Source organism: Oligoflexia bacterium, assembly GCA_034439615.1.
Classification (GTDB): domain Bacteria; phylum Bdellovibrionota; class Bdellovibrionia; order JABDDW01; family JABDDW01; genus JAWXAT01.
In genome coordinates this window covers 15940-40390 of record JAWXAT010000034.1, presented here as the reverse complement: position 1 = coordinate 40390, position 24451 = coordinate 15940, and the positions used below count along the sequence as shown (strand labels likewise).

The following is a 24451-nucleotide window of genomic DNA, read 5'->3' as shown; positions in this document are numbered from 1 at the left end:
TGAATTTTTATAAAGTTTCTTGGCCGACGTCGAGATACACTTCTTTTGTATCGTCGTTGTAACCAAAATATTCGGCAAATCGCCCCCAAGATACTAACGTCTCTACAATCTGATGAGGATTCTCATTGGGCAACCATTCACTCACTCGTTCAGTTAAGGTTTCAATCTGAATGCGTAAAGTTTCTTCGATTCTGAGTAAATTCGTAGTCAATTGAACGATCTTGAGTGCGCCAAAAAGTTCATGGAGTACACGCTTTCGCACGTTGATATCACCATCTACAAAACGTCTTCCTAGATCAGTCAAAATTACCATGTGTTTTGGCGTATCAACGAGATCTAATAGTTCAGCGGCTTTTACCATATACAAAGTCGTGCCGTAATCTTTTCCGATTTTTGGTCCGAGTTCAAAAATATCTGCTGTACCACCTTGATCAGTAATTGCTTCCACAAGACCAATAACGGCTCCGATTTGTACATTTGGAATTGTTTCAATGGGCGGTTCACGTACAACTTTGGGTATCATTGATGTGGCTGTGTAAGCAGAGGGTGTTGTCATATCAGGAATCACTGATTCAGCTATGAGTTCATGAATGCGCGATACCATTCTTCTAAACGCGGGGCCGTTTTCATCTCGCGGGTAAGCAAGATCATTTACCAGTTCGGCTCGAATATGACCCGGGTTTGACCCCATGATCAAAATGCGTTTGGCCATATAGACGGCCTCTTGAATATTATGTGTCACTAAAACCATAGTACGAACAGCTGTGTTTTTTGATTGCCAGATATTCACCATCTCCCAGCGCATTGTATCGGCAGTTAAAATATCTAGAGAACTAAATGGTTCATCTAAAAATAAAATGGGGCGTTCCATGACAAGGGCTCGAGCGATACCCACACGTTGTTTCATTCCGCCCGCAAGTTCTCGTGGATAAGCTTCTTCAAAACCTTCAAGGCCCACAAGATCGATTGCTTTTTTAACGCGAGCTCGAGCTTCACGTTCTGGTAACTTGAGCGGACTCAGTGCTAATTCAATATTATTGTAAACAGTTTCCCAGGGAAACAATGCAAACGACTGAAATACTAGAGCCACATCATAATTTGTACCCTCAAGTGGTTTTCCATTTGAAAGTACATCGCCGGAATCAGGTTTAAGGAGGCCGCACATAACACGTAGACAAGTTGATTTGCCCGAACCTGAAGGGCCCAGTATGGCAATAAGATTTTCTTGATCTAATGAAAGATTAATATCTTTAAGAACGCGGATTTCGGTTCCAGATTCTAAAACAAAATTCTTTGATACATTTTTAAGTTCAATAAACGGAGTTGCCATCTATATATCCATTCGGTAGCGCGTTTGTGAAAGTTTGTATAAGTACGCCCACAAAGTGCGATTCAAAAGTACTACTACTACTACCATGATTGTGAGGCTCGCTGCTAGCACAGGAAAATTAGCATTTGATGCAGCGATACTAATTTCTGCACCAAGCCCGTTGGCGGCGAAGACTTTTCCCTTATATACAATGTACTCAGCAACAATGCTCGCATTCCAAGACCCCCCAGTCGCTGCTGCAAGGCCTGGAACCAATGCTGGAAACACGCTTGGTAAATATAAAAGTTTCCAACGCTCTTTACGAGTTGTATTAATGAGCACTAATGTATCGTTTAGTTCACGAGAGATTTTTAAGGCACCCGCTAAAACATTAAACAGCACGTACCACTGAACAGCTAAAAACATCAAAATCATGGCAACGATTTCAAAATTCACACCTAGTTGCAGAAATATTCCTAAGACTAACGGATACAACATTGGAGCCGGAAACGACGCAAGTAATTGTATAATTGGCTGAGCAATGCGAATTCGTTTGGCTGATAACCCAATCCAGATTCCAACAGGAATAGCCCAAAGAGCGCAAAGTGTTACCGCACCCGCAATTCTAATAAAACTAAATGAGGTATTTTTAAGAAGTCTTAACCATGTCTCAAACGGAACAATCGATAACGTTTGAATGAGTTTAATTGAGCCATTTATAAGAATTATAGTGAGCACAATCCACAAAACTGGGGCCACGTACTTTAAAGACTTTGACCAAAGTTTCTTTTTAACTTCTTGCGGAACTTGTGGAAGAGTTTTTATGGGAATAACACTAAAAGCTCCATCAGTACTAAATTCTCGTCGTGCGATATAACGACGATAGAGATAGCGAATCCAGCGAATGATACGCGATTCTTTTAATACTAAAAGCATAAGTGGTTCAGTCGGGTCATTGCCGGGTGTTTCTTCTAAACGAAACCTTCGAACCCATGACAAAATCGGATGCCAAATTAGAAAATCTAAAACAATAATAAGTGAGAGCATAGCCACAATGCCATAAATGATGGCGTCGCCATTTCCTTGATTGATAGCTACGGCCATATAAGCGCCAATCCCAGGTAATCTGAATTGTCGATCACCTAAAGTGAACGCTTCACAGATACTTAAGAAAAACCATCCCCCTGCCATAGAGATCAAACTGTTCCAAGCAAGACCTGTAGCTGCAAAAGGCATCTCTAAACGCCAAAAGCGATCCCATGCATTAAAACCCATCATCTTTGCTGCTTCGAGATAATCTTCGGGAATTGATTTAAGAGAATTGTAAAAAGAAAAAACCATGTTCCACGCTTGGCTTGTGAAAATCATGATGATGGCTGCAATCTCTAGCCCCATATTTGTTCTCGGAAAAACAGCGATGAGTCCGATTACGAGGCCAGGTAAAAAACCTAGAACTGGAATACTTTGTAAGATGTCAGTGATGGGAATAAATACACGCTCAAAAGCTTTAGATCTTGCGGCCCAATACCCAACGATAAGAGTATAGGTAAGAGAAATAAGATAAGCGGCAAGACCTCGCATTGCAGAAAAAAGCGCATAACGCGGTAGTGCTGACACGGATAAATCAATTTCAGTGACAGGTTGATAATCGGCCTGCCAAAGTTCTCCAGTAGCGGTCAATGCGTAGATTGAAGCGCCTATCAACAAGAAGATGAAAATGTCTGGCACCGAGAGTAAACGGCGCGGAATTGATAACTGAAATGCCATGTTGTTAATTAAGCTTTTTTCTCAGTTGGTTTCAACCTGCTTTTTCAGTAAGCTAAAATGGATTTCAAGGAGATTAAACATGAAGCTACGTACCGAATCAGATTCTATGGGTAAAATTGAAGTTGCTAACGATAGATATTGGGGAGCACAAACTCAAAGATCTCTTCAAAACTTCAAAATTGGCGGCGATCGCTTTCCCCGTGAGATGATCAGAGCCTTTGGAATACTTAAAAAAGCAGCTGCACAGGTAAACAGTGAGTTGGGTCTTCTTGAAGATAAAAAAGCCAAGGTCATAAGCCAAGCTGCTGATGAAGTCATTGAGGGAAAACTCGATGATCATTTTCCTTTAGTTGTCTGGCAAACGGGTAGTGGTACACAAACCAATATGAACGCCAATGAAGTGATATCTAATCGAGCCATTGAACTTTTAAGTGGTGAAATGGGTTCTAAAAAACCCGTTCATCCCAATGACGATGTCAATAAAAGCCAATCATCAAATGATTGCTTTCCAACCGCGATGCATATTGCTGCCGTTGAACAAATCAATCATAAGCTTTTGCCTTCGCTTAAACTTCTACATAAGACCCTTAAAGCAAAATCAAACGAATTTGATAAAATTATAAAAGTCGGGCGCACACATCTTCAAGACGCAACACCTTTGACATTAGGCCAAGAATTTTCAGGCTATGTGGCTCAAGTTGAAAATGGAATAAAACGAATTGAACTGGTTTTGCCCGGTCTCTTAGAACTCGCTCAAGGCGGAACCGCAGTGGGAACGGGGCTTAACGCTCATCCTCAGTTTGCAGAAAAAGTTGCAAAACAGATTTCAAAACTTACTGGCCTTCCCTTTGTAAGTGCTCCAAATAAATTTGAAGCACTAGCGGCCCACGATGCAATTGTATTTGCAAGTGGAGCACTTTGTTCAGTGGCAACGGCATGTATGAAAGTTGCAAACGATATTCGTTGGCTTGCAAGTGGGCCTCGATGCGGTTTTGGAGAACTTAGTATTCCAGAAAATGAACCTGGTAGCTCCATTATGCCGGGCAAAGTTAATCCAACTCAAAGTGAAGCCCTAACAATGGTATGTGTTCAAGTTTTTGGAAACGACACAGCAATAAAAATGGCAGGGGCCTCAGGTAATTTTGAACTTAATGTTTTTAAGCCAGTTATCATTCATAATTTTTTACACTCAGTACGTTTACTTTCAGATGCTGTGGTGAGTTTTGTTGAAAATTGTGCTTTAGGAATTATAGCAAATGAATCAAAAATAAAATCTGATTTAGAAAAATGTCTGATGCTTGTCACGGCACTTAACCCCCATATCGGTTACGATAATGCGGCAAAAATTGCTAAAAAAGCACATGTTGATGGGACAACACTCAAAGAAGCAGCAATTGCATTAAAGATTCTAGACGCCGCAAGTTTTGACAAATACATGCGTCCTGAATTGATGACTAAACCCTCAGTTGACTAAGAAAAATTTAGTTCATGGGCTTACAGATCATCTCTATTTTGTGTGGTTTGTTATTAATGACAATTCGTAAAATGCTTTGCTGATTTTGATTAGCAGCAATAGTCAAATTTGAATGTTCACCTCTAAAGATATGCGCAATAGCTGAATTATTTGTCTGATTTTGCACAGCTGGTTCGACAAGTAGAGGTAAGATTTGATTTCTACCTTGTTTAAAAGCACTAATTTTATAAAGCAACCCTGATGAATGTTTTCGTGCATGAACGTAAGCATCGATGACTTGACCATCACATAACCAAATGACGCGTCCAACTCCCACTGCCAATGCATTTGTGCTTAACAATAAAATGGCCCCTAAAACTAGATGGTGAATTCTCATAGTTGTGTTCCCCTTATTCCCTGGCACCTTGTTAGAAATAACCAAGAAATAAGTCAACAACCTTAAGAATCTAAGTTGGTTGTGCTTTGAGTCATTTGACTTTGTGGCATCTTTGACGCATATTGACCGTGTTATGAAGTCTACAATCCAATTAGAACTCCCATTAGAACTACCGCGACATCCCGATAGGAATTTCGCCAAAGGTGGTCGAAGTTTTTATTTCTTCGATTTTGACGACAATGTTTTATACCTTCCGACCCCGCTTTATCTTTTTAATAAACACACTGGAGAAGAAAAAAGTCTTTCCACTCGTGAATTTGCATCAATTGGTGAAATCATCGGTCTTGATGGGCCTTGGAAGGATTATGAAATTAGATTTTGCGATCAAACAGGAAGTTTTAGGCGTTTTCGTCACAAACAATTAAGTCTCATAGATCGACTCTTTAAGCGCCGGCGACAACCATTAATTGAAGATCTTTTAAGAATACTTCCACAGCCCCATCATGAATGGCGCGGGCCGAGCTGGAATTTCTTTTGGCATGCTGTTCATAATGAACGACCACTATCTATTATTACAGCTCGTGGCCACAAACCTGAGACAATTCAAGAATCAATTGGAATATTAAAACGTCATAAACATTTGAGTCGTGATCCTAATTATTTAAGTGTGTATCCAGTGAGTAATCGCATTATTCGAGCTCAATTGGGTGACAAAGAATTTACGTGGCACACCTCAAAACTAAAACAAGAGGCCATTAAGTTTTCAGTACAAGAAGCATTTAAACGGTACGGTTTTAACCCAAATCATCAATTTGGTATGTCTGATGATGACCCCCTTAATATTAGGCTCATCATCGAAGCAATGCAGGACCTCAAGCACACATACCCTGATAATTCCTTTTATGTGATCGATACCCATGGGGGCCGGCTTCTTAAACAAGAAATTTTGATGGATAGCGTCCAAAAACCACAACCCTTGGTTGGCGAGCAACTGGGGCTTTTCAACAATTGACAATGCATGTTAATGCAACTCAGTGTTGCGCAAAACTCAAAGCACGCCTATTCTAAATATCAGCTTATAAACACACAAAGGAACATAACCGTGAAATTGAAACTGACTTTAGCGTCTTTTACTTCGTTAATCTTTATTTCAACCAGTGCCATTGCCGCACAGCTCGAATGTGCCACGGTATCGCCACTCATTAATGGCTTTCTCGCACAGCATCTTACGCACAAAAAACTTTCTCCTCAACTTGAAGAAAGAACAATCACTCAATTTGTGAAAATGCTGGATCCCTCAAAGCTTTATCTTCTTCAATCAGATGTTGAAGCAATTAAGACAAATCTTGGAGGAATTTTTGCTAAAATCGGTTCCAAAAAGTGTGACGATCTTGAATCATCACAAAAGATTTATGAAAAACGTGTGAGCGAAAGCAGTGTCTTTGCAAAAAAACTCTTAGGACCAACGTTTAAATTTAATGAAAGTACGTCTATTACTATTGATCCAGCGAAACGTGAATACGCAAAAACAAAAACAGAGTTAGAAGATCTTCAAGCCAGGTACATTCAATTTCAAATTTCAAATTACTTAGCTTCAGAGATGAAATTGGCTGAAGCAAAAAAACAACTCATACATCGTTATGAAGTCACATTAAAACATGTCACTGAGTCTAAAAAATATGATCTCTATGCCATTTTCTTAGATGCTTTCGCCTCAGCTTTAGACCCGCACTCTAATTTCTTATCAAAAGATGTGTTAGAAGATTTTGAAATCACCATGCGCTTATCACTTGAAGGAATCGGTGCAACACTTAGCTCTCAAGATGGTTACACCGTAATTGAGAACTTGATTCCAGGTGGAGCAGCATTCAAATCAAGTGAACTTGAACCAAAAGATAAAATCATCGGCGTAGCACAAGGTGATTCAGATAAATTCGAGCAGGTTATTGATATGCCGCTACGTGATGTTGTAAAACTCATTCGCGGCAAAAAGGGTACAAAAGTAAAACTCTCAATATTACGACAAGGTAAATCAACCACGCGTCATATCGTAAGTCTTGTTCGTGATAAAATTGATCTTAAAGATGAAGCTGCAAAAATAAGTTACATCGATAAAACTGTAGGCGATAAAAAATATAAAATCGGCGTTATTAATCTTCCATCTTTTTACTCTGATTCTGAAAGTGGTACACGCTCATGTTCAGCAGATGTGCGTAAACTCGTAGATGAAGCAAATGCAAGTAAAGTTGATGGCATTATCTTAGACCTTTCCAAAAACGGCGGCGGTGTTTTAGGTGAAGCCGTAAGAGTAGCCGGATTGTTTATTAAAAAAGGAAACATCGTTGAGACTCAAGACGCCGATGGCCGTGTTGAAAATCTAGCTGATCTGGACAGTGTTATTAATTACTCAGGCCCCATGGTGGTTCTCACCAGTCGTTTAAGTGCCTCAGCTTCAGAGATTGTTGCAGGAGCACTTCAAGATTATAAAAGGGCTGTTATCATCGGCTCTGATCACACCTTTGGTAAGGGAAGTGTTCAAGCTGTTATGAAGTTACGCGAAGATTTAGGTGCAATTAAAGTAACAACTGGAATGTTTTTCACTCCGAGTGGAGATTCTACTCAAGAAAAAGGTGTGTTGTCAGATGTACGGTTCCCGAGTCCTTATATAAGCAAAGAATTCAGTGAAGCAGCCCTTGATTATCCACTGGAGCAAAAAACATTGGCTTCTTTTTTATCTCCTGAATCAAATGATGTAAACGGAGCGACTCGCTATATTCCTATCACTCAAGATGCAATTAATGAGTTGAGGAAAAACTCTAAAGCGCGGGTTTCAAAAGACACTGAGTTTTTGAAGATTGAAACTGAGCTCAAAGACAGAGAGAAAAAAGGTGGCATCTTAAAACTTGCCGATATGATGAAAAAGACCCAAGAGTCGAATAAAGAAAAAGTTAAGAAAACTAAAAAAATCAAAGATGGTGTTGACCCTGATTACCTCACACAACCTTCTGTAAAAGAAAGTTTGAATATTTTAGTGGATCTCATCACATTTCAAAAAGACGGGATCACCTTAGCTAAAAAGGGTGATAAAGAAGACGCAAAACGTCAGTAAGAGATTGTGTCCAGCGGGGTTGAAATCTGATTTTCGCCAAATTCTTCAAGCAAAAGCTTTTGAAAGCTTAAGCTCAAAGGTGTTGAAATTAAATTTTTGGCAAAGGCAACCGCATCTTCAGGCGTAATACTTCTTGGAATATAACCAAGTGTAATATGTGGGTGATATTTCTCACCTTGAGTGTGGTTTTCAATTTTACTCGTCAAAGCCTCATGCCAAGCAATCAACTTTGAAGCACTTTCTTCATCAGGTACTAACCAGAGATACATATCTTCGTGTACTTCAATACGCGTAAATGTGAGTGATTGAAGTGAGGGAAGTTCTGCTGTTGGAACTGACTTTAAAAATTCTTTATTTATACTCAAAGCTGGTTCAGGAAATAACAGTGTTACGTGTGTAGGAACTTTTTTTGCCAGTGGATCAAACTTTGCTCTAACTTCATCGATTCCTTTAAGCGCTTCGCCCGTAGCAATGAGTAATAAATCACGTTGAATATAATCGGGTGGAGGCGGTGGTCTGCGCTGAGGTTGACGTGGAGCTTGACGTTGGGGTTGTCGTTGCTGCTGCTGTTGAGGCCCATTGCCTTGATTCGCATTGCGATTTCTTCCACGTCGATTGCGACCTCTGCGACCTTGGCCGGGGGCAGGTGGTTGACCGCTAGGTTGTGCGTTTGGTGTACCAGCTGCTGTTTGTGGGCGCTGATTGGGGCTTCTCTGACCTTGTTGTGGAGTCGCCGGGCGCGCCGGTTTTTGTTCATTATTTTGAGTGGGTTTGTCGCCCAGTTGTCTTCTTTTTAACATATTGGGCCAAGTATACATAAAGACTTTTGAGTTGCGAGAAGTTTTTGCTATAGCCATATTGTATGAAGTCGTTAGGCAGTAAACGTTTCCAAAAGGTCTATATTGAGATCAGCAATGTCTGTAATCTTCAATGTGAGTTTTGTCCTGAGGTTATTCGAGATAAAAAATTCATGGATGAAGAGCTCTTTACCAAGATAATCAAGGGGATTGCTCCACTCACATCGTCGGTTTGTTTTCATTTGATGGGAGAACCCATGGTTCACCCTGAATTTGGCCGTTATATTGAAATCTGCGCGGGTGAAAATATAGACGTTCAAATCACAAGTAACGGCGTATTACTCAATGAAAAACGATCTGCGTTTTTACTTAACCCTACTGTTAAACAGGTGAATTTTTCAGTTCATAGTTTTGAAGCAAATTTTCCGGGTAAAGATATCTCTCAATATCTGACTAAAATTTTTGCTTTTACACAAGAGGCTTTTGAGAAACGGCCTGATCTTTACATCAACTATAGACTTTGGAATTTACAAGACTCAACTGATCATTCACTCACCAATAAAATTGTTTATGAAAAAATCAAAGAGGCATTTAATATCGAGTTCGACTCTACAGTAGATGTCGGAATTAAAAAAAGTGTGAAGCTTTTAAATCGTCTGTATTTACACTTTGATAGTCGCTTTCAATGGCCCAATCAAAATCACCCTAAACGCCAAACAAAGGGGCATTGTTATGGACTCACTTCACATATGGGTATTTTAGCTGACGGTACTGTGGTTCCTTGTTGTTTAGATAAAGAGGGCGTTATTGCATTAGGAAATTGTCGCAGTCAAAATATTTTAGAAATTCTTGAGAGTGAACGTGTACAAAAAATGCATAAAGGTTTTAAAGACGGTAATTTAGTTGAAGATCTTTGCCAGCGCTGCACTTTTATTTCAAGGTTTGATAAAAAGAAAATTATGAAAGTGCGGCATGAACACGTCGAACATCATCATGCCCGCTGAGTTCGCCTAAAAGCTCCACAACTTGTTTTTTTTCTGCTTCACCTAGATCAACGGGGGTTTTTGCATCAAATGCAAATTCAGATTTATTAATTGTCCAACCACGGGCGGTGAGGGTTGCGGCCACAGTGCCGAGATCGCCAGATTCTGTTGAAAAACTGACCGTTCCGTCATCAAATTCTTCAACTGCTTGCGCTCCCACTTCAATGGCTTCGCCTTCAAGATCACTGGGCTTTGGATTTTTTGTACCTTCAATAATACCGATACGATTAAACATCCAACTCACACTACCGATTTCGCCAAGGTTGCCATCGTAATCACGAAATAAAATTTTAATTTCTGAAACAGTGCGGTTGCGATTATCGGTTAAAGCTTCAACTATAATAGCTACGCCATGTGGGCCATAACCTTCGTAAATCACGTCTTCGTAGTTTACACCTTCTAAAGTTCCTGTACCTTTTTTAACAGCGCGTTCGATATTGTCTCGAGGCATAGAGTTAGCTCGAGCTTCGACCATAGCTGCTCTTAATCGAGCATTGCCATCAGGATCTCCGCCACCAAGACGTGCAGCCACAGTTATCTCTTTTGAGAGTTTGGTAAAAACGTTTCCTTTTTTTGCAGCTTGTATATTTTTGTATCCTTGAATCCAACTTCGGCCCATTTAAAATTCCTTATCTCTTACATTGTCAATTCTGGGGATTTCAGACCGCGATTGTCAAACCATTGTGGAGCTAAAGGTTTATTAAGTGCATGAGGAATTGTTGCGGCTTGAGTGCCTTCCATACGAATACTTGGAATATCTGCTGTGCCCACATAAAATCCACTCTTAAGCATATTGAGGCGTATTGTTGTGGAACGACTGTATGTGAGAAGTACTGCTGAATTTGGCTCATGAACACAGTTTTTTCTTAAATCTCTAAAGACATCTTGTGTCCATACTTCTGTATTTGATTGAGGTGAGTAGAGATCGTAAAAAATTACCTCAGCAGGTGGTAAAGGATTTTTTATAAGATCTGGAAAATGACCCAATTGGAGATCCCACACTAAAGAGTTTTGTATGTCATGTACTTTGCCTGACGTTACTAATGTTTGAAGATAATCTTGATAACGTTCAATGTGTGGGAAGTGATAAGAATTCTCTAAAGCAAAACTCATAAGTGATAAATCGTTTTCAAAACTCACGATATGCAAAGGTCGAATGTTTTCATTAGTCATTTTAAGCTTTAAATAAGTATCAACAGCTGCAAGTGCATTAGCCGCGGCCCCTAAACCCACATCGTAAATAACTAAAGGAACTTTTGAAAAATTTTCGTTACAAAGTCGCTCTTCAAGCCCTGATTGGCGAATATAGAGCTCCTGAGCTTCTAGCCAGGGGCCTAATGGGTTATGCATGATCTCTCCATTCGCTTTATTACGAATAGAAAGCGCTCCCGTGCGCGTTGTTACGATTACAAATTGAGAATCCATCTTGAACTGCATAGCGACTCTAAGATAATTTAGGTGCATGTCAAATGTCACCAATATTACTAATATTGCTTTTTATCGATTTGTAAAAATCGCAGACCCAGAAGCCCTACATGTAAGGCTTTCAAGTTTATGTGCTGAATTAGGTCTTAAAGGAACCATCCTTTTAGCTTCTGAAGGCATAAATGGAATGCTCGCTGGTGAGGATAACAACATTTCAGCTATATTGACTCATTTTGAATTAGATCCACGATTTAAAGACATGCTTATTAAGCGTAGTTATTCTGATGCGCAACCATTTAAAAAGATAGTTATCAAAGTTAAAGAAGAGGTTATTTCACTTGGAATTCCTGAGGTAAACCCCATTGAACAAACAGGTAAATATATTAAGCCTCAAGAATTGCGTGAATGTTTAGAAAAGGGTGAAGATGTTATTTTACTTGATACGCGAAATGCCTTTGAAGTTGAAATGGGAACTTTTAAAAATGCTATAAACCCTCAAACTACATCCTTTGGAAAGTTTCCAGATTTTGTAAAAGATAAACTTGGCAGTATCAAAGATAAAAAAATTGTAACATTTTGCACCGGTGGAATTCGTTGCGAGAAAGCTACAAGTTTAATGCTTAAAGCTGGTTTCAACGAAGTTTATCAACTTGAGGGCGGAATTTTAGAATATTTTGCGCAGACTGATGGTAAATATTTTGATGGTTCATGTTTTGTCTTTGATGAGCGTATTTCTCTTGATCATAAACTACAGCCAGCAAAAAAAAAGGGAAAGGCCCATGCCTCTCCCTCAATAAAGTAGATCTACTTGGATTAAATTAATCAATTTTGTCTTTTGCTTTTTCAGCTTCATTCTTAATAGTGTCGCTAGTGTTATTAACACCATCTTTAATATCTTTTTTCACACTGCCATTGCCTGTAGCATTTCGTGTCTTACGGGCAATTTTACGGCCAGTTTTTTTGACACTAACACTAGCATCACCAGCAGTACCGGAGATTTTTTCTCCTGTGCTTTCTTCAGCAATAGCGTCTACACCAAATGCGAGGGGAAATCCCAAGCCAATGGCTAATGCAAGACCTAATGCTCCACGACCACCGCGGCCTTGAGCAAGAGATACCAAGAAGCTGATAACAGCCAGTACTAAGAAAACGATTAACAACATACGGCCGAGCTCCATTGAAACGCCGGCAACGTTGTTAGCTCCCAGTAAAACCGCCACTAGACCGATAACGAAAAATGCAATCGCTGCACGTAACATTTTAATCTCCTTTGTTATAATACATAAATGACTCGAGGGTTGATTTGAGCAACGCCCATGCCAACAAGTCACTATGCTTAAAAGCGATTAAATGCGTTTTAATATTTGTTGAGTCAAAATGGGTCATTGCTATGAGTCAAGTAGACTCATTTCACTTTAATATTAAAAACCCGTGCTGCGTTTTCATATAAAAATTCGCGATGATTCGCAGCTGGAATTGCCTTAAGCACGGCTTGTAAATACTTACCTGTGTCCGCTAAAGGAAAATCACTGCCGTACATCATCTTCTTTGAACTTTCCATATAACCAAATGCCCAACTGATAGGGCCGATTAAATATTTCTGCAAATCATCTTGTGAATATGACGAGATATCGCCAATGAGTAGTGCTGACATATCAACATATACATTGGGATTTTTATAAGCCACTTCACTCGCAGTGTTGATCCATGGGTTCCCGAGATGTGCCATAATAAAATTTACTTTGGGATAATCAACAGCTACTTCGTCAATGGTCATTGGATCAGCGTATTTTAGTTTACCTTTACTCGTATTGGTATCACCTGTGTGAAAAACAATGGGTATTTGATATTTTTCAGCTAATTTATAAATTGGTAAATATGCTTTGTCGTAGGCATATTTATAAATGTAACCAAGATAAATTTTAACACAGCCAAACTTTTTACTTTTTAAGCCAGCCTCGATTTTCACTAAATTGAATTTATCTTGTACACCTAAGCAATAAGTTGAATTTAAATCACCGATTTTCGGTGTCTCTGAATTCTCATCATGTGTGTGAGCAATAAATGCTTTGATCCCGTTGGCTTTTGCTTGCTTGAAAAACTCGTCTTGTGAGGCTTTGTCATCGACATGTATGTGGGCATCAATAATGGGGTAATCACGGGTAGCCGCAATTGCCTGTGTTGTTGTCATAGATGTAAAAATAACCAGACCAATAATAGATAAGATCTGCAATCGCTTCATAATACCTCCGCAAGAGTTGTGTTTAATTGGAAACATGCTAAAAATACTCCATGAAAGCACGAAAAAAAGTTGAAGCGAGTGAAATTTCTCGAGAACTACTACCCGAACAATCCCCAGCTCTCCTAAAAGAGCTTCATCTTCTCACTCGCGATGGCGATCTCAACGCAGATGCGCGCCGAAAACTTAAGCAAGTAAATCATCTCTGCACATTATTAAAACCAGCCCTTGACGATCTTTTCTCGCGATATGAGTCAGTACAAATGGTTGATGTGGGTGCGGGTAAGGCGTATTTAGGTTTTATTCTTTATGAGCTCTATTTTAAAAGCCAAGAGTCAGGTCATATTCTTTCAATTGAGAATAGAGCTGATCTTGTAGAAAAAGGTTCTGCCATGGCGGGTAAACTTTCATATAATCGAATGAAATTTATTAATTCTACCATCACTGACGCCCCACTTCCTGAGCGTGTCCATCTTGTTACGGCACTTCATGCTTGTGACACGGCTACTGACGATGCCCTCATCGCTGGAATCACTGCAAAAGCTGATTACATAGCTGTAGTGCCTTGTTGTCAGGCTGAGGTTGCTCAACTTTTAAAAGCACAAAAAACTCCAGCATGGCAAGAACTCTGGCGCCATGGCATTCATCGTCGTGAGTTTGGAAGTCACATCACTAATGTAATTCGAGCTCTCGTGCTAGAATCTCTGGGCTATCAAGTGAGTGTGACTGAACTTGTGGGATGGGAGCATTCCTTAAAGAATGAATTTATTTTGGCAAAACGTGTGCAAAATGAAAATAAAATGGCGCTGGGTCGCTTAAAAGAACTGCTCACGCCACTTAACATTCAACCAAAGTTGATTACTCATTTTAAGCTATGAATAAATCTGTTGGCGTTGTTTGTTCTGATCTTGAAAAAATTAAAGAAGCGAAATCTTTAGCTCTTAAATATGAATTGCCCTTTTTAGATTCTAAAGTTTTAGAATTCAATGACTCAAAACCAGAATTGATTCTTCATTTTTCAAAAACCAAAATTGAACTAATTGAAAACATTCCTAATGCTTCAGGGCCCGTATTTGTTGATTTCACAGATTCTACACTTAATTATCGCCGAACCCGTGGGGGGGCACAGCAAATCTTAAAAGCCATTGGTGGTGCTAACCAATTTGTTCTTGATGCAACTGCGGGTTTGGGTCGTGATTCATTTATTTTAACAAGCCTTGGTTGTAAGGTTATCGCACTTGAAAAATCTGTGGTGCTCTATACGCTCCTTGTTGATGGAATCAAACGGGCACAAGACAACCTTGAGATTTCAAAAATTATTAATTCAAATTTAGTAGTCTATTTAGCTGATTCAATTGATTGGCTCACAAAGTGTCCTCAACCAGTTGATGTGATCTATCTAGACCCCATGTTTCCACATAAGAAAAAATCAGCTTTGCCTAAAAAGGAAATGCAACTTTTGCAATTGCTTTTGGGAAGCCCTGAAGATGAGTCTGAAAGTTTAAGGCTACTTCAAAAAGCTAGGTCATGTGCAAAAAGAGTTGTAATTAAACGCCCAGCCCAAGCTTCTGAGCTTGAAAAAGATGTGACAGTCAGCTTTAAAGGTGAAAGCACACGCTTTGACGTTTACGTTCAAAATTAGGGGAATCGCATGCACAAGAATGCAAGAGGGGCCGTAATAGTTGCCGCTTTAGGATATTTCGTTGATGTCTATGATCTTTTAATTTTTAGTATCTTACGTATTCCAAGTCTTAAGGCTCTGAATGTTCCAGAAGATCAACTTCTCTCTACTGGTGTGCATCTACTTAATATGCAAATGGCTGGTATGCTATTGGGCGGGATTTTCTGGGGCGTGTTAGGCGATAAACGGGGCAGGCTTTCTGTACTTTTGGGGTCAATCTTTTTGTATTCAATTGCCAATATCGCAAATGGCTTTGTCACAACGATTCCTATGTATGCATTTTTGAGATTCATTGCAGGTGTTGGTTTAGCTGGTGAACTTGGTGCTGGCATTACGTTAGTGAGTGAGCTGATGCCTAAAGAAACACGGGGGTACGGAACAACCATTGTTGCCACAGTTGGTGTTGCTGGTGCTGTGTTTGCCGCAATCGTCGGAGAATATCTTGATTGGAAGTCGGCCTACATAGTTGGAGGTGCCTTAGGTTTAGGACTCCTTGCACTACGCATTGCTGTGAGTGAATCAGGAATGTTTCATGGACTTAAAAAAAGAACCGACATTAAACGCGGTGATCTTATTGCCCTTTTAAATTCTAAAGAAAGAGCTAAAAGATATCTGAGCTGTATACTCGTTGGTGCACCGATTTGGTTTGTTATTGGAGTATTGGTAACGTTTTCGCCAGAGTTTGGCCGCGAGTTTGGTATTGTTGAAAAAGTGAGTGCGGGGCGAGCCGTTATGTTCTGCTACATTGGGCTTGTAGCGGGTGATCTTGCCAGTGGATTATTAAGTCAAATGTTAAAAAGTAGACGTAAAGTTCTATTTATTTTCATCACACTTACTGGTCTATCGATCGTGCTATTTTTATTTACACGAAGTCAAACAGCTCAAAATCTTTATTACATGTGCTTCCCATTAGGTTTTGCTGTCGGGTATTGGTCTGTTTTTGTTTCTAACGCTGCTGAACAATTTGGTACTAATTTACGTGCAACAGTAACAACGACAGTGCCTAACTTTGTGCGTGGTGCAGTTGTGCCCATAACATTTGGTTTTGAGTATCTTAAAGCGCCGCTGGGTATCGTTTACAGCGCTTTGGCGATTGGCGTGGTGTGTCTTATTGTGGCGTACTTATCACTACTGCCGCTGAAAGAGTCATTTGGCAAAGATCTCGATTACATTGAAGAGGTTTAATAGTACTTGATTTTAACTTGACTCCTTCCTAAAATTCTCTACGGGGAGGAAGTTCAATGAAAACAAAATTTTTTACAACAGGGCTGTTGTTTGTATTTTTGTTATCTATTAATGCTTTCGCAAATGGAATTGAAAATGCGCCACCTGCATTTAGTATAAATGGTGGAAAAGCAATCTACGTAGATTTTAAAGATGCTAAGTATGAAATTGTCTATGATCTCAAAAATAAGACAGCAGTTGCTACTTCAACAATAAATTTTCAAAGCTTTGAAGAAGGTATGCCGATTTTTGATTCGGTTGCCGAGCCGGTTTCTGTTTCAATTGACGGAAAATCTGTGATTCAAGGTTTAATTAGTGACCCTCAATCGCAAACAAAAATGCGTCTAGTAAAGCAATCTTTTGCTCCTGGTATGCATAAAATGGTGGTGGTAACAAATCTTGCGCCAACATTTGCGACTAATGGTGTGCGAAATCTTTTTGCCATGACGGATCTTGATGATCGTGGATATTTAGAAAAATATCTTCCAGCAAATCTTGAATACGATCAGGTGGGAATGACTTTCACCATCGATATTTTGGGTATTCAAGGGGAGCAAGATTTTTTCACAAACGGTCAATTATCTAAGTTAAAAGATTCTAAATGGATGATTGAGTTTCCTGAATACTTCACTTCATCGTCTTTGTATTTTCATACAGCGCCAAAAGGACAATTTCACTTAAAAGATTTTAATATCGCCTCAATGGACGGACGTTCACTTCCTGTTCGTGTTTATGGTGAGAGTCTCGACACTGTGAATCGCTTTATTCCTGCTATAGAAAAATCGATCAAAGGCCTTGAGGTTAAATACGGCCCTTGGAGACATTCATCTGTAACAGTTTATGCAAGTTCTACTATGGGTGGAGGAATGGAGTACTCAGGTGCTACTGTTACTTCAATGTGGGCATTGAACCATGAACTCACGCATAGTTATTTTGCCCGAGGTGTAATGCCGGCAACTGGTAATTCAGGTTGGATTGACGAAGCCATTACCACTTGGAGTGATGAAAACCCTGGTCAAGTTTCTACATTTAATTATGGAAGCACTGGCATGGGTGGGCGCTCAGTCTATCGTCGATACACTGATGGTCAAGCATATCGCGCGGGTGTTGCATTCATGTCGTTCATGGATTTTTTAATGCAAAAACAAGGTGGCTTAAATGTGTTTCTTAATAAGTTGTTGCAAACAAGTTTAAGAAAAACAATTACCACTCCGCAATTAGAGGCGGGCATGTCTAGCTTCGTAGGATTTTCTTTAAATAAGTATTTTAAAGATTATATCTATACAGGCGGATCACCCTTTAATCGCGTCGTAAAACGAGTGGAAAATCCATATCATCCTCGATTAACTGAAAATGATATTAAAGCGCTTGAGTAAGTATTTGATTTTATTGAGTTAATTTTACGCCGCTAGGCTAAAGTTTTGCCCCAAAAAACCGAATAGACTAATGGGTTTAAACGTGTGGAGTTTTTATGGGCAAGATTCACTTAGCGGCATTTTTTTTATTCACGTTACTTCTTGTATCAAGTTTTCAAAACTGTGGTGGCTCAGAAAATACACTAAATCAAGCGTCATCTACTGCGACAGATAAAAGTGATGCAGGTTATGGCCCTGATCTCAATGCAACTAATCCTGCTAGTAATGTGACAACACATACACCCAATAATGGAATGCCAAGTTCTGTTAACAGACAAAGTATTGCACCACGCCCGATTGCAAACATGGGGCTAGATTCTTTTTATGATGATGAACAAGGTCGTGCACTTTGCGAAGCACAAAATGATTCTTTGGGTAGACCCTGTTGTTGTATTGCAAACGGCGTAGACACAAGTGGTGGTTCGCGTAACGGGCAAAAATTAATCAAACGCGCATGTAATATTGATTCAGAAGCAAATAAAAGTCAGTGCTTGAATTGGAATTGGTCATGCAAACGATTTAATCACGGTAACACGCAATACTTTGAGCGCACTGCTGCGGGTTTTCAGGAATGTCTTAGTTACCCAACTGATTTATTGGGTAAGCCCGCACTCACGCCGCCATGCACTCATCATTGTTGTCATTCTAAATACATGAAATATAATTGTTATGCAGATGATGATGACTGGTGGGAAGATAAATCCCGTCAACGTCGTTGTCTCAAGGTAGATGGCTCCCGTGAAGCACCAGAGGGAGAAATTAATGGTTGTATTCATCCAAAACCAAATACACCACCTCCTGGAACCGGGGGGACAACTCCACCTCCAGGCTATGGCCCACCCAATTGCGATTTGCAACCTAATGCAAGAGCGTGTGGTGGTGGACCTCGTACGCAAAGAGAAAATTAAATTCTAAAATTTAATGTTGATTTCTTGGATCCATTTTTGCCCAGTAACATCTTGCATGACATCAACTGCACCCGTGACGGTTCCGTGGCTATCTAAAATAGGGCAGGCAGAGTTTAAAATTATTTTTTTAGAACCATCAAAGCATTGAATTTTAATGATTTCATTTTGTGAAGTCTGACCAATATCAATGGCGCGTGCTAAAGCCCATTCATGTGACTTTATGGGGGATCCACTTTCAAACCACCAGCCAGTATATTCATCATAATGATCTATCTCGACTAACTTTGAACCGCACCAAATCTTTTTTGCCTCTTGATTGACTTGATAAATCTTACCTTTACTATCAGCGACCAAGATGCCGATGGGCAAGTTGTCGAGAACTGTTCTGACATTTTTTTCTAGACTTAGAATTTTTTGCGTTTCAATTAAGAATTGATTTTGAATATTAAGTCTGCGTGATTTTAAATAGAGGTTTGCGTAAATTCCAACTTTTGCTTTTAATATATCTGGATTAAATGGTTTTGGAACATAGTCAATTGCTCCGGCATTATAGCCTTTTATGACATGGGGATCTTCCTTAAAGATGGCTGTCACCATAACAATAGGTACATCACGACCGCGTTCAAGGAGTTTGATATTAGAAGCTGTTTCGTAACCATCCATATCGGGCATTTGAATGTCTAATAAGATTAACGCGAAATCTGTTATTTTAACTAATTCAATGGCCTCTGCTCCCGAATTGGCCATAAACAATTTGTATTCAGGTGCTTCTTTAAGTACAGATTCTAATACAAATAGATTCTCGGGACGGTCGTCCACAAGAAGAATATTTGCTCGAATGTCATTAATAGAATTAATCGTCATATCACCCGTAGAGCAATGGTTAATAAGAGCATTTTGAACTTTGCCGCCTATTGCTATTGCACAGTACGCTCATAATAACGTTTAGTGCGAGTAATTTTTCTTTAATCGACCAGTAACATCTGGCAACCTGGTGGCGCAATGAGAATTTGGGTTATTTACATTTTAATAATCGGTTTGTTTGGTCTGTCGCTTTTTAACTTGATCACACTTCCATATATATTCGCATGGAAACTTTCGATCTTGACAACACAGATGGGCATTTGGTTTGCGCTCATAGCACTCATAGGTCTTTTCATTTTATACAACTCTAAAATTGATACTAAAGTTAGACTTATGCTCACGGGGTTAACACTCATTGCGATAGTTTCATATCTTGCACCACTTATGGCTGTGGTAAGGCAACAAGATCAGTGGCGCTTAGATCTTGAGCAAAGCTTTGGATCAACGACAAATCCGCGTTCATTATGGTCGCTGAAAACGACACTCTTCGGCAGAGGTGAGCTAGCAATTCCATTTGTGCGTGGGAATTATAATATCGATGCTCCAAATGAAATTCCAATCAACATTGATCGTTATTTACCCTTGAAGTCCGTTGATTCTTCACCCTGGATTTTGGTAATTCACGGAGGCGGTTGGGATTCTGGAAACTCCGAACAGTTGCCTGATCTCAATTCTCATCTCGCCAATCTTGGATACACAGTTTTTTCAATCGACTATCGCCTTGCACCGAAAGTTCGTTGGCCTGAAATAAAGTCTGACGTACTAAAAGCTATCGCCTATATTAAGTCACACTCCCAAGCCTGGAACATCGATGCAAATCGGTGGGTAATTTTGGGTCGCTCTGCTGGCGGACAAATCGCTGGAGCTGTCGCATATTCACTCAAGGGAGTTGATCGTCCTCAAGGTTTTGTTTCGCTGTATGCTCCAACTGATCTCACATTTGGTTACGAAGTCGGATATGAAGATGATATTTTAGCATCACGAGGGCTGATTCGTGCATTAATGGGTTCACCACCTTTACAAAATTCCGATCTCTACAAAACCGCGTCGATGATTGAGCAGGTATCGATAAACTCCTGCCCCACACTTCTCATTCACGGCAAACTCGATACACTTGTGTGGTTTAAACATGCCGAACGCCTTTCATCACGGCTTAAAGTAATCGGCGTAAAAGCAGCGGCGCTCGTTGTGCCATGGGGCCCCCACGGTTTTGATTTTTTCTTGAATGGCCCTGAAGGGCAAATATCAACAGCCGCGATCGAGCATTTTCTTGATCGTATGTTGCCAGTCAAACAGCTGCGATAAGATTAAACGGTTTGCAATTACTGCGAATGAGCAGGTGCAACCTAACGCCACTAACAAATAAAGGCACCTACCATGAATATTCTTCACTCACTTTAGCATTATGCATTTTGCAGGCTTGTATATCACATTACAGCAAAATAACTTTTGGCCTCTGATTTGTAGAGTTCAGTAGTATACAGCTTTTAATATGCACTTATGCACTTATGCACTAACAAGGTTTCAATGCTCAAAAAATCAAAACTTTATCTGGCCATAGCAGGCCTTACATTAACATTAGTAACCTCGTGTAGTCCTAAGAACTCAGATCCTGCTCCCCATCACCCTAAAGTGGTTAACAACACTTATTTCATCAATGGTGATCCTCGCGAGTTAATTGCAGATTCTGAACTCAATACGCAATCCCCATTCACTAGCCAAAATATAAAAAATTTTGATGGATTTTATCTCACTATGGCTCATATATTTGTTGATAAAACTAAATTTGAATCAGCTGAAGAAATGGCAGCTCAAGAAACTAAATCAAGTGAGCAGTTGGTTCGAGACAGGAAGGCCCCTGAATATAGCCCGGTTGATCATGCTGAAAAATATGTTTGGAAAACCCTTCACAATGGTGAAGTAGTTTTACAAACCAATAACTCACAAAATGATAAGCCTTCAATGTGGAGACCATTGGCACTTAATTTTCACTTTACTCCAGACATATCTGATGGTCGCCTTCAACTTAAGGCAATTAGCAGCGCAAGTACTAATGCAGTAAAATCTCAAAGCTCTGTAGAGATTAAGCATTACTCAGTCCATGAATCAGGAAATGCCTTCTCCCTCTTGTTTTATGCTAAAGAGGGTGATTCCAAATATCTTCTCAGTTACTGGTTTACAAAGCGTGATAACAACACACAGTTTTCACGCAGAGAAGCTCTTTCTCCTTACACTTTAATTATGGGCCCAAAAGTGGATGTTCATTGGCCACAGAAACAAAAATTAACAATGCAAGTATGCGGCGTGAATCAACCTGAACTACTCCATGGAATCAAGCGTGGAATCAATACCTGGAAGACGGTTTTAACTAACAGGCTTTCGCTAGAAACTGAGATTAAATCTAAATGTCCGCCTTTTTCAGATCTCAACACACACACTATTCGTATCATTGATAAATACAAGATGATGCAAACCGAAGGGTTTGCTATGGATATTGTAGGGCGACCAGAACAGGGTTTGATTGATGGAGATATCCACTTGCTTATCGATGCTACTACAATTTCTGTATTAGAAAATTTGACCATCGCCGTCCGCCTAGAGATTTCTGACAAGTTAAAGAGTTTTGAAGACGCCATTACTCTCGTAATCGCTCATGAAATGGGTCACGTTCTTGGTCTGCAACATCAATATGAATCTGATAGTATTATGAACTACAATTGGGATTATCTAAAGAAGCAGCCCGGCGAGTTTCTTACTCCTTATGACCGCAGCGCTATTCAGACTTTATATACTTTGTAACATTTGAATTGAGTTGGCAATTTTAAAACAAAATTCCTAACTGTAATTTAAGTAACAAAAGTCGTGGAAAATAAGCCATGTATTTTATCGAATTTTCAACGGCATCTTTATCTGCTTGATTACTACTGGCATCTAAAAAACCTGCTTGGCGTTTTGTGATAATCACAGGCTGGGACCAAGAGATCCAATCAATGCCTAAAGTGATGTTATGTTTAAATGTCCATCTGTTTCCTATGCCCACATTAAAACCTAATGCCTGAACAGCGATCAAATCCATAGAGGGATAAGCACCACCAGAAACACGACTCATTAATTTATCGCCAAGATTTAATGAAAAATTAAAGTAGGTGAGTCCGTAATTTAAGTTAAAACTGTTACTGCCAAAATATGATCTTCCAATAATAGAGAATCTTTCATCGGTCATTTTAACAAGATCAGTGATTAAAAAAGGAACCGACATTGTGCCGCGTAAATATTCAAACTCCCAGCTTTTATCAAGATCTCGAAGAAGGCCAATCGTTAAGCCATATTTTCCTGGAATTAATAAATCCAAGAATGAATAGTTGAGAAGTGCAAAATAATTAGCTTGTGACCGGCGCTCACGGGTTTCACCAAGAACTACTAAAACTTCATCTGCAGTTTTTTTAATATCTTTGGTGGCTTTGTCAGCGATGGTAGGCTCTACTTTTTGCTCAGCTCCAAATGTTGATGTCGGGTAAGCTATTAGAATTAAGAAGGAAGCTAACCAAATTTTTTTCACATTCATAAAAATATTTAAACCTCAATTGTTATAAGATCGGTAAATAATTATTTTTTGATTTTTACATCTTTAAGTAAATCACCAAAAGATCCAAAACCTTTTTGAGAGTTGGAGCTGGAAAGGGATTTACCTGAGAGATCAAATTTTTCAATAGGTGGGGAGAGTGAAATTCTTTTTTCTTCAAAACGTATTTCATCAATTTGCACTTTTACTTTATCGCCTTTTTTTGCGCGCTCAAAGATATGCGTCTCACTTGAATCTGCATACTTAGATTTTGGAAGTAACCCCGTTACTCCCGGCATGACGTTTACAAAAATGCCGTAGGGTTCTTTTCTTTCAATAATCCCTTCAAAAATGGTTCCTACAGGAAAATCATTCACAACTCTGAGCCAAGGATCTCCTTCGCCTCCACCTTGTTTTAATGAAAAAGAAGCTTTGAGCCTTCCTTCAAAATAGGCGGCATCCAGAAGTATGACTTGAACAGTTTGACCAATACTTACTATATCGCGAGGATCATTCACTCGGGCCCAAGCCAATTCCGAAATAGGAATCAACCCTTGAATTGATCCATGCACTTCAATAAAAGCTCCAAACTTTTCAAGGCGCGTGATTTTACCCTGAAAGATGTCGCCTTTTTTGTAGCGCTGCAAAAAATCACCTTCAGATTCTTGTTTTTGCAAATCTAAAATACGACGGCGCGACACAACGAGGTTACGGCCATTTTGATCAAACTTGGTGATGAGAAACAAATAACGTTTGCCTAAGTAGTCTTCAGGCATATCTACATGAAAATCCATTTGGCTTATTGGGCAAAATGCGAGTTTGTCTTTTACTTCAACTCTAAAACCACCTTTAATTAGCTCTGTGACTTTACCATCAACGGGGAGCTCTAATTCAAAAGCTTCCCCAAGATCGGTGGCGCCACCTGATGAATTAGTTGTACCTAGGCGCTTAAGAAGTATCTCGGCATCTCCAACGCGCACAACTTTAACTTCAATAACATCGCCTACTTTGAATTTTACTTGGTTATCACTATCAAGAAGATCCGCGATGGGAAGTGCTCCATCTATAGGGGTTCCAGTGCTGATAAAAGCTTCTTGATTGCCAATTGTAAGAATCGCGCCTTTTAATTTATCGCCAGGGTGCAATTTTTTTTGATCTAGATTTTGATCTTCTAAAAGGTTGGCAAAATCCGTAGATTTTGACTCAAGATCTTCGTCTCCGAAAAGATCAACTGCTTTTTTCTTTGCCATAAATGTAT

At 39.6% G+C, this 24451-nt stretch carries 23 protein-coding genes; 12 read left to right on the top strand and 11 right to left on the bottom strand.

What is annotated here, in order from left to right; all coding sequences use genetic code 11:
* Positions 1-7: 7 nt before the first annotated feature.
* A complete protein-coding gene (locus tag SGI74_08185; GenBank protein ID MDZ4677474.1) occupies positions 8-1330 on the bottom strand; it encodes a nitrate/sulfonate/bicarbonate ABC transporter ATP-binding protein in 1323 nt (440 codons plus the stop codon).
* Positions 1331-3076, bottom strand: coding sequence for an ABC transporter permease subunit (locus SGI74_08180; protein ID MDZ4677473.1), 1746 nt, complete (start codon positions 3074-3076; stop codon positions 1331-1333).
* Between the two features lie 79 nt (positions 3077-3155).
* Here SGI74_08180 and fumC point away from each other — a divergent pair, with 79 nt between their 5' ends.
* A complete protein-coding gene (gene fumC, locus SGI74_08175) occupies positions 3156-4550 on the top strand; it encodes a class II fumarate hydratase (protein ID MDZ4677472.1) in 1395 nt (464 codons plus the stop codon).
* Positions 4551-4557: 7 nt separating this feature from the next.
* On the opposite strand, the gene SGI74_08170 is transcribed toward fumC, so the two are convergent.
* A complete protein-coding gene (locus SGI74_08170; protein MDZ4677471.1) occupies positions 4558-4926 on the bottom strand; it encodes a hypothetical protein in 369 nt (122 codons plus the stop codon).
* A gap of 133 nt (positions 4927-5059) precedes the next feature.
* On the opposite strand from SGI74_08170, the gene SGI74_08165 reads away from it, so the two are divergent.
* Both SGI74_08165 and SGI74_08160 read left to right on the top strand, forming a co-directional pair.
* A complete protein-coding gene (locus tag SGI74_08165) occupies positions 5060-5938 on the top strand; it encodes a hypothetical protein (protein ID MDZ4677470.1) in 879 nt (292 codons plus the stop codon).
* Positions 5939-6028: 90 nt separating this feature from the next.
* A complete protein-coding gene (locus SGI74_08160) occupies positions 6029-8035 on the top strand; it encodes a S41 family peptidase (protein ID MDZ4677469.1) in 2007 nt (668 codons plus the stop codon).
* Here SGI74_08160 and SGI74_08155 read toward each other — a convergent pair.
* Positions 8029-8892, bottom strand: a complete 864-nt coding sequence (locus tag SGI74_08155) for a 2'-5' RNA ligase family protein (GenBank protein MDZ4677468.1) — start codon at positions 8890-8892, stop codon at positions 8029-8031. The two genes, SGI74_08160 and SGI74_08155, sit on opposite strands and share 7 nt — an antisense overlap.
* Before the next feature lie 5 nt (positions 8893-8897).
* On the opposite strand from SGI74_08155, the gene SGI74_08150 reads away from it, so the two are divergent.
* Positions 8898-9836, top strand: a complete 939-nt coding sequence (locus tag SGI74_08150; GenBank protein ID MDZ4677467.1) for a radical SAM/SPASM domain-containing protein — start codon at positions 8898-8900, stop codon at positions 9834-9836.
* On the opposite strand, the gene SGI74_08145 is transcribed toward SGI74_08150, so the two are convergent.
* Together SGI74_08145 and SGI74_08140 are read right to left on the bottom strand one after the other, a co-directional pair.
* On the bottom strand, positions 9790-10494 hold the full coding sequence (locus SGI74_08145) for a YebC/PmpR family DNA-binding transcriptional regulator (protein ID MDZ4677466.1): 705 nt from the start codon (positions 10492-10494) through the stop codon (positions 9790-9792). The two genes, SGI74_08150 and SGI74_08145, sit on opposite strands and share 47 nt — an antisense overlap.
* A gap of 17 nt (positions 10495-10511) precedes the next feature.
* On the bottom strand, positions 10512-11312 hold the full coding sequence (locus tag SGI74_08140; protein MDZ4677465.1) for an MnmC family methyltransferase: 801 nt from the start codon (positions 11310-11312) through the stop codon (positions 10512-10514).
* Between the two features lie 25 nt (positions 11313-11337).
* Between SGI74_08140 and SGI74_08135 the strand changes: the two genes are divergently transcribed.
* On the top strand, positions 11338-12102 hold the full coding sequence (locus tag SGI74_08135; protein ID MDZ4677464.1) for a rhodanese-like domain-containing protein: 765 nt from the start codon (positions 11338-11340) through the stop codon (positions 12100-12102).
* Positions 12103-12118: 16 nt separating this feature from the next.
* On the opposite strand, the gene SGI74_08130 is transcribed toward SGI74_08135, so the two are convergent.
* Positions 12119-12559 carry a DUF1328 domain-containing protein gene (locus SGI74_08130; GenBank protein ID MDZ4677463.1) on the bottom strand — a complete coding sequence of 147 codons (441 nt, stop codon included), beginning with the start codon at positions 12557-12559 and terminating at the stop codon, positions 12119-12121.
* A 146-nt stretch (positions 12560-12705) separates the two neighbouring features.
* Complete coding sequence (locus SGI74_08125; GenBank protein ID MDZ4677462.1) at positions 12706-13542, bottom strand: amidohydrolase family protein; 837 nt, start codon at positions 13540-13542, stop codon at positions 12706-12708.
* A 50-nt stretch (positions 13543-13592) separates the two neighbouring features.
* Between SGI74_08125 and SGI74_08120 the strand changes: the two genes are divergently transcribed.
* From SGI74_08120 to SGI74_08100, 5 genes are all read left to right on the top strand, one after another.
* Entirely contained in the window at positions 13593-14417 is an 825-nt protein-coding gene (locus SGI74_08120) for an SAM-dependent methyltransferase (GenBank protein MDZ4677461.1), read from the top strand.
* Entirely contained in the window at positions 14414-15181 is a 768-nt protein-coding gene (locus SGI74_08115; GenBank protein MDZ4677460.1) for a class I SAM-dependent methyltransferase, read from the top strand. Before SGI74_08120 ends, SGI74_08115 begins: the two co-directional genes overlap by 4 nt.
* A gap of 9 nt (positions 15182-15190) precedes the next feature.
* The gene (locus SGI74_08110) at positions 15191-16405 is read left to right on the top strand and encodes an MFS transporter (protein MDZ4677459.1); all 1215 of its coding nucleotides are present in this window, start codon (positions 15191-15193) and stop codon (positions 16403-16405) included.
* A 56-nt stretch (positions 16406-16461) separates the two neighbouring features.
* The gene (locus SGI74_08105) at positions 16462-17820 is read left to right on the top strand and encodes a hypothetical protein (GenBank protein MDZ4677458.1); all 1359 of its coding nucleotides are present in this window, start codon (positions 16462-16464) and stop codon (positions 17818-17820) included.
* 95 nt (positions 17821-17915) lie between these two features.
* Positions 17916-18767 (top strand): hypothetical protein, encoded by an 852-nt coding sequence (locus tag SGI74_08100; GenBank protein ID MDZ4677457.1) that lies wholly within the window; start codon positions 17916-17918, stop codon positions 18765-18767.
* Between the two features lie 3 nt (positions 18768-18770).
* On the opposite strand, the gene SGI74_08095 is transcribed toward SGI74_08100, so the two are convergent.
* Positions 18771-19631 carry a response regulator gene (locus SGI74_08095; GenBank protein ID MDZ4677456.1) on the bottom strand — a complete coding sequence of 287 codons (861 nt, stop codon included), beginning with the start codon at positions 19629-19631 and terminating at the stop codon, positions 18771-18773.
* Between the two features lie 138 nt (positions 19632-19769).
* Between SGI74_08095 and SGI74_08090 the strand changes: the two genes are divergently transcribed.
* Together SGI74_08090 and SGI74_08085 are read left to right on the top strand one after the other, a co-directional pair.
* Positions 19770-20936, top strand: a complete 1167-nt coding sequence (locus SGI74_08090) for an alpha/beta hydrolase (protein ID MDZ4677455.1) — start codon at positions 19770-19772, stop codon at positions 20934-20936.
* A 222-nt stretch (positions 20937-21158) separates the two neighbouring features.
* Positions 21159-22430, top strand: a complete 1272-nt coding sequence (locus SGI74_08085) for a matrixin family metalloprotease (protein MDZ4677454.1) — start codon at positions 21159-21161, stop codon at positions 22428-22430.
* Between the two features lie 22 nt (positions 22431-22452).
* Here the strand turns inward: SGI74_08085 and SGI74_08080 are convergent, their stop codons facing one another.
* The gene (locus SGI74_08080) at positions 22453-23190 is read right to left on the bottom strand and encodes a hypothetical protein (GenBank protein ID MDZ4677453.1); all 738 of its coding nucleotides are present in this window, start codon (positions 23188-23190) and stop codon (positions 22453-22455) included.
* A gap of 47 nt (positions 23191-23237) precedes the next feature.
* A complete protein-coding gene (locus tag SGI74_08075) occupies positions 23238-24443 on the bottom strand; it encodes a S1 RNA-binding domain-containing protein (protein ID MDZ4677452.1) in 1206 nt (401 codons plus the stop codon).
* Positions 24444-24451: the final 8 nt, after the last annotated feature.

What these genes read in the sequence shown, in the direction of transcription:
- SGI74_08130 (MDZ4677463.1), bottom strand. Translation starts at nt 12,559, where the DNA reads ATGTTACGTGCAGCGATTGCATTTTTCGTTATCGGTCTAGTGGCGGTT.
- SGI74_08155 (MDZ4677468.1), bottom strand. Translation starts at nt 8,892, where the DNA reads ATGGCTATAGCAAAAACTTCTCGCAACTCAAAAGTCTTTATGTATACT.
- SGI74_08150 (MDZ4677467.1), top strand. Translation starts at nt 8,898, where the DNA reads ATGAAGTCGTTAGGCAGTAAACGTTTCCAAAAGGTCTATATTGAGATC.
- fumC (MDZ4677472.1), top strand. Translation starts at nt 3,156, where the DNA reads ATGAAGCTACGTACCGAATCAGATTCTATGGGTAAAATTGAAGTTGCT.
- SGI74_08095 (MDZ4677456.1), bottom strand. Translation starts at nt 19,631, where the DNA reads ATGACGATTAATTCTATTAATGACATTCGAGCAAATATTCTTCTTGTG.
- SGI74_08185 (MDZ4677474.1), bottom strand. Translation starts at nt 1,330, where the DNA reads ATGGCAACTCCGTTTATTGAACTTAAAAATGTATCAAAGAATTTTGTT.
- SGI74_08140 (MDZ4677465.1), bottom strand. Translation starts at nt 11,312, where the DNA reads ATGCAGTTCAAGATGGATTCTCAATTTGTAATCGTAACAACGCGCACG.
- SGI74_08120 (MDZ4677461.1), top strand. Translation starts at nt 13,593, where the DNA reads ATGAAAGCACGAAAAAAAGTTGAAGCGAGTGAAATTTCTCGAGAACTA.
- SGI74_08090 (MDZ4677455.1), top strand. Translation starts at nt 19,770, where the DNA reads ATGAGAATTTGGGTTATTTACATTTTAATAATCGGTTTGTTTGGTCTG.
- SGI74_08100 (MDZ4677457.1), top strand. Translation starts at nt 17,916, where the DNA reads ATGGGCAAGATTCACTTAGCGGCATTTTTTTTATTCACGTTACTTCTT.
- SGI74_08165 (MDZ4677470.1), top strand. Translation starts at nt 5,060, where the DNA reads ATGAAGTCTACAATCCAATTAGAACTCCCATTAGAACTACCGCGACAT.
- SGI74_08145 (MDZ4677466.1), bottom strand. Translation starts at nt 10,494, where the DNA reads ATGGGCCGAAGTTGGATTCAAGGATACAAAAATATACAAGCTGCAAAA.
- SGI74_08115 (MDZ4677460.1), top strand. Translation starts at nt 14,414, where the DNA reads ATGAATAAATCTGTTGGCGTTGTTTGTTCTGATCTTGAAAAAATTAAA.
- SGI74_08170 (MDZ4677471.1), bottom strand. Translation starts at nt 4,926, where the DNA reads ATGAGAATTCACCATCTAGTTTTAGGGGCCATTTTATTGTTAAGCACA.
- SGI74_08135 (MDZ4677464.1), top strand. Translation starts at nt 11,338, where the DNA reads ATGTCAAATGTCACCAATATTACTAATATTGCTTTTTATCGATTTGTA.
- SGI74_08075 (MDZ4677452.1), bottom strand. Translation starts at nt 24,443, where the DNA reads ATGGCAAAGAAAAAAGCAGTTGATCTTTTCGGAGACGAAGATCTTGAG.
- SGI74_08180 (MDZ4677473.1), bottom strand. Translation starts at nt 3,076, where the DNA reads ATGGCATTTCAGTTATCAATTCCGCGCCGTTTACTCTCGGTGCCAGAC.
- SGI74_08105 (MDZ4677458.1), top strand. Translation starts at nt 16,462, where the DNA reads ATGAAAACAAAATTTTTTACAACAGGGCTGTTGTTTGTATTTTTGTTA.
- SGI74_08125 (MDZ4677462.1), bottom strand. Translation starts at nt 13,542, where the DNA reads ATGAAGCGATTGCAGATCTTATCTATTATTGGTCTGGTTATTTTTACA.
- SGI74_08085 (MDZ4677454.1), top strand. Translation starts at nt 21,159, where the DNA reads ATGCTCAAAAAATCAAAACTTTATCTGGCCATAGCAGGCCTTACATTA.
- SGI74_08110 (MDZ4677459.1), top strand. Translation starts at nt 15,191, where the DNA reads ATGCACAAGAATGCAAGAGGGGCCGTAATAGTTGCCGCTTTAGGATAT.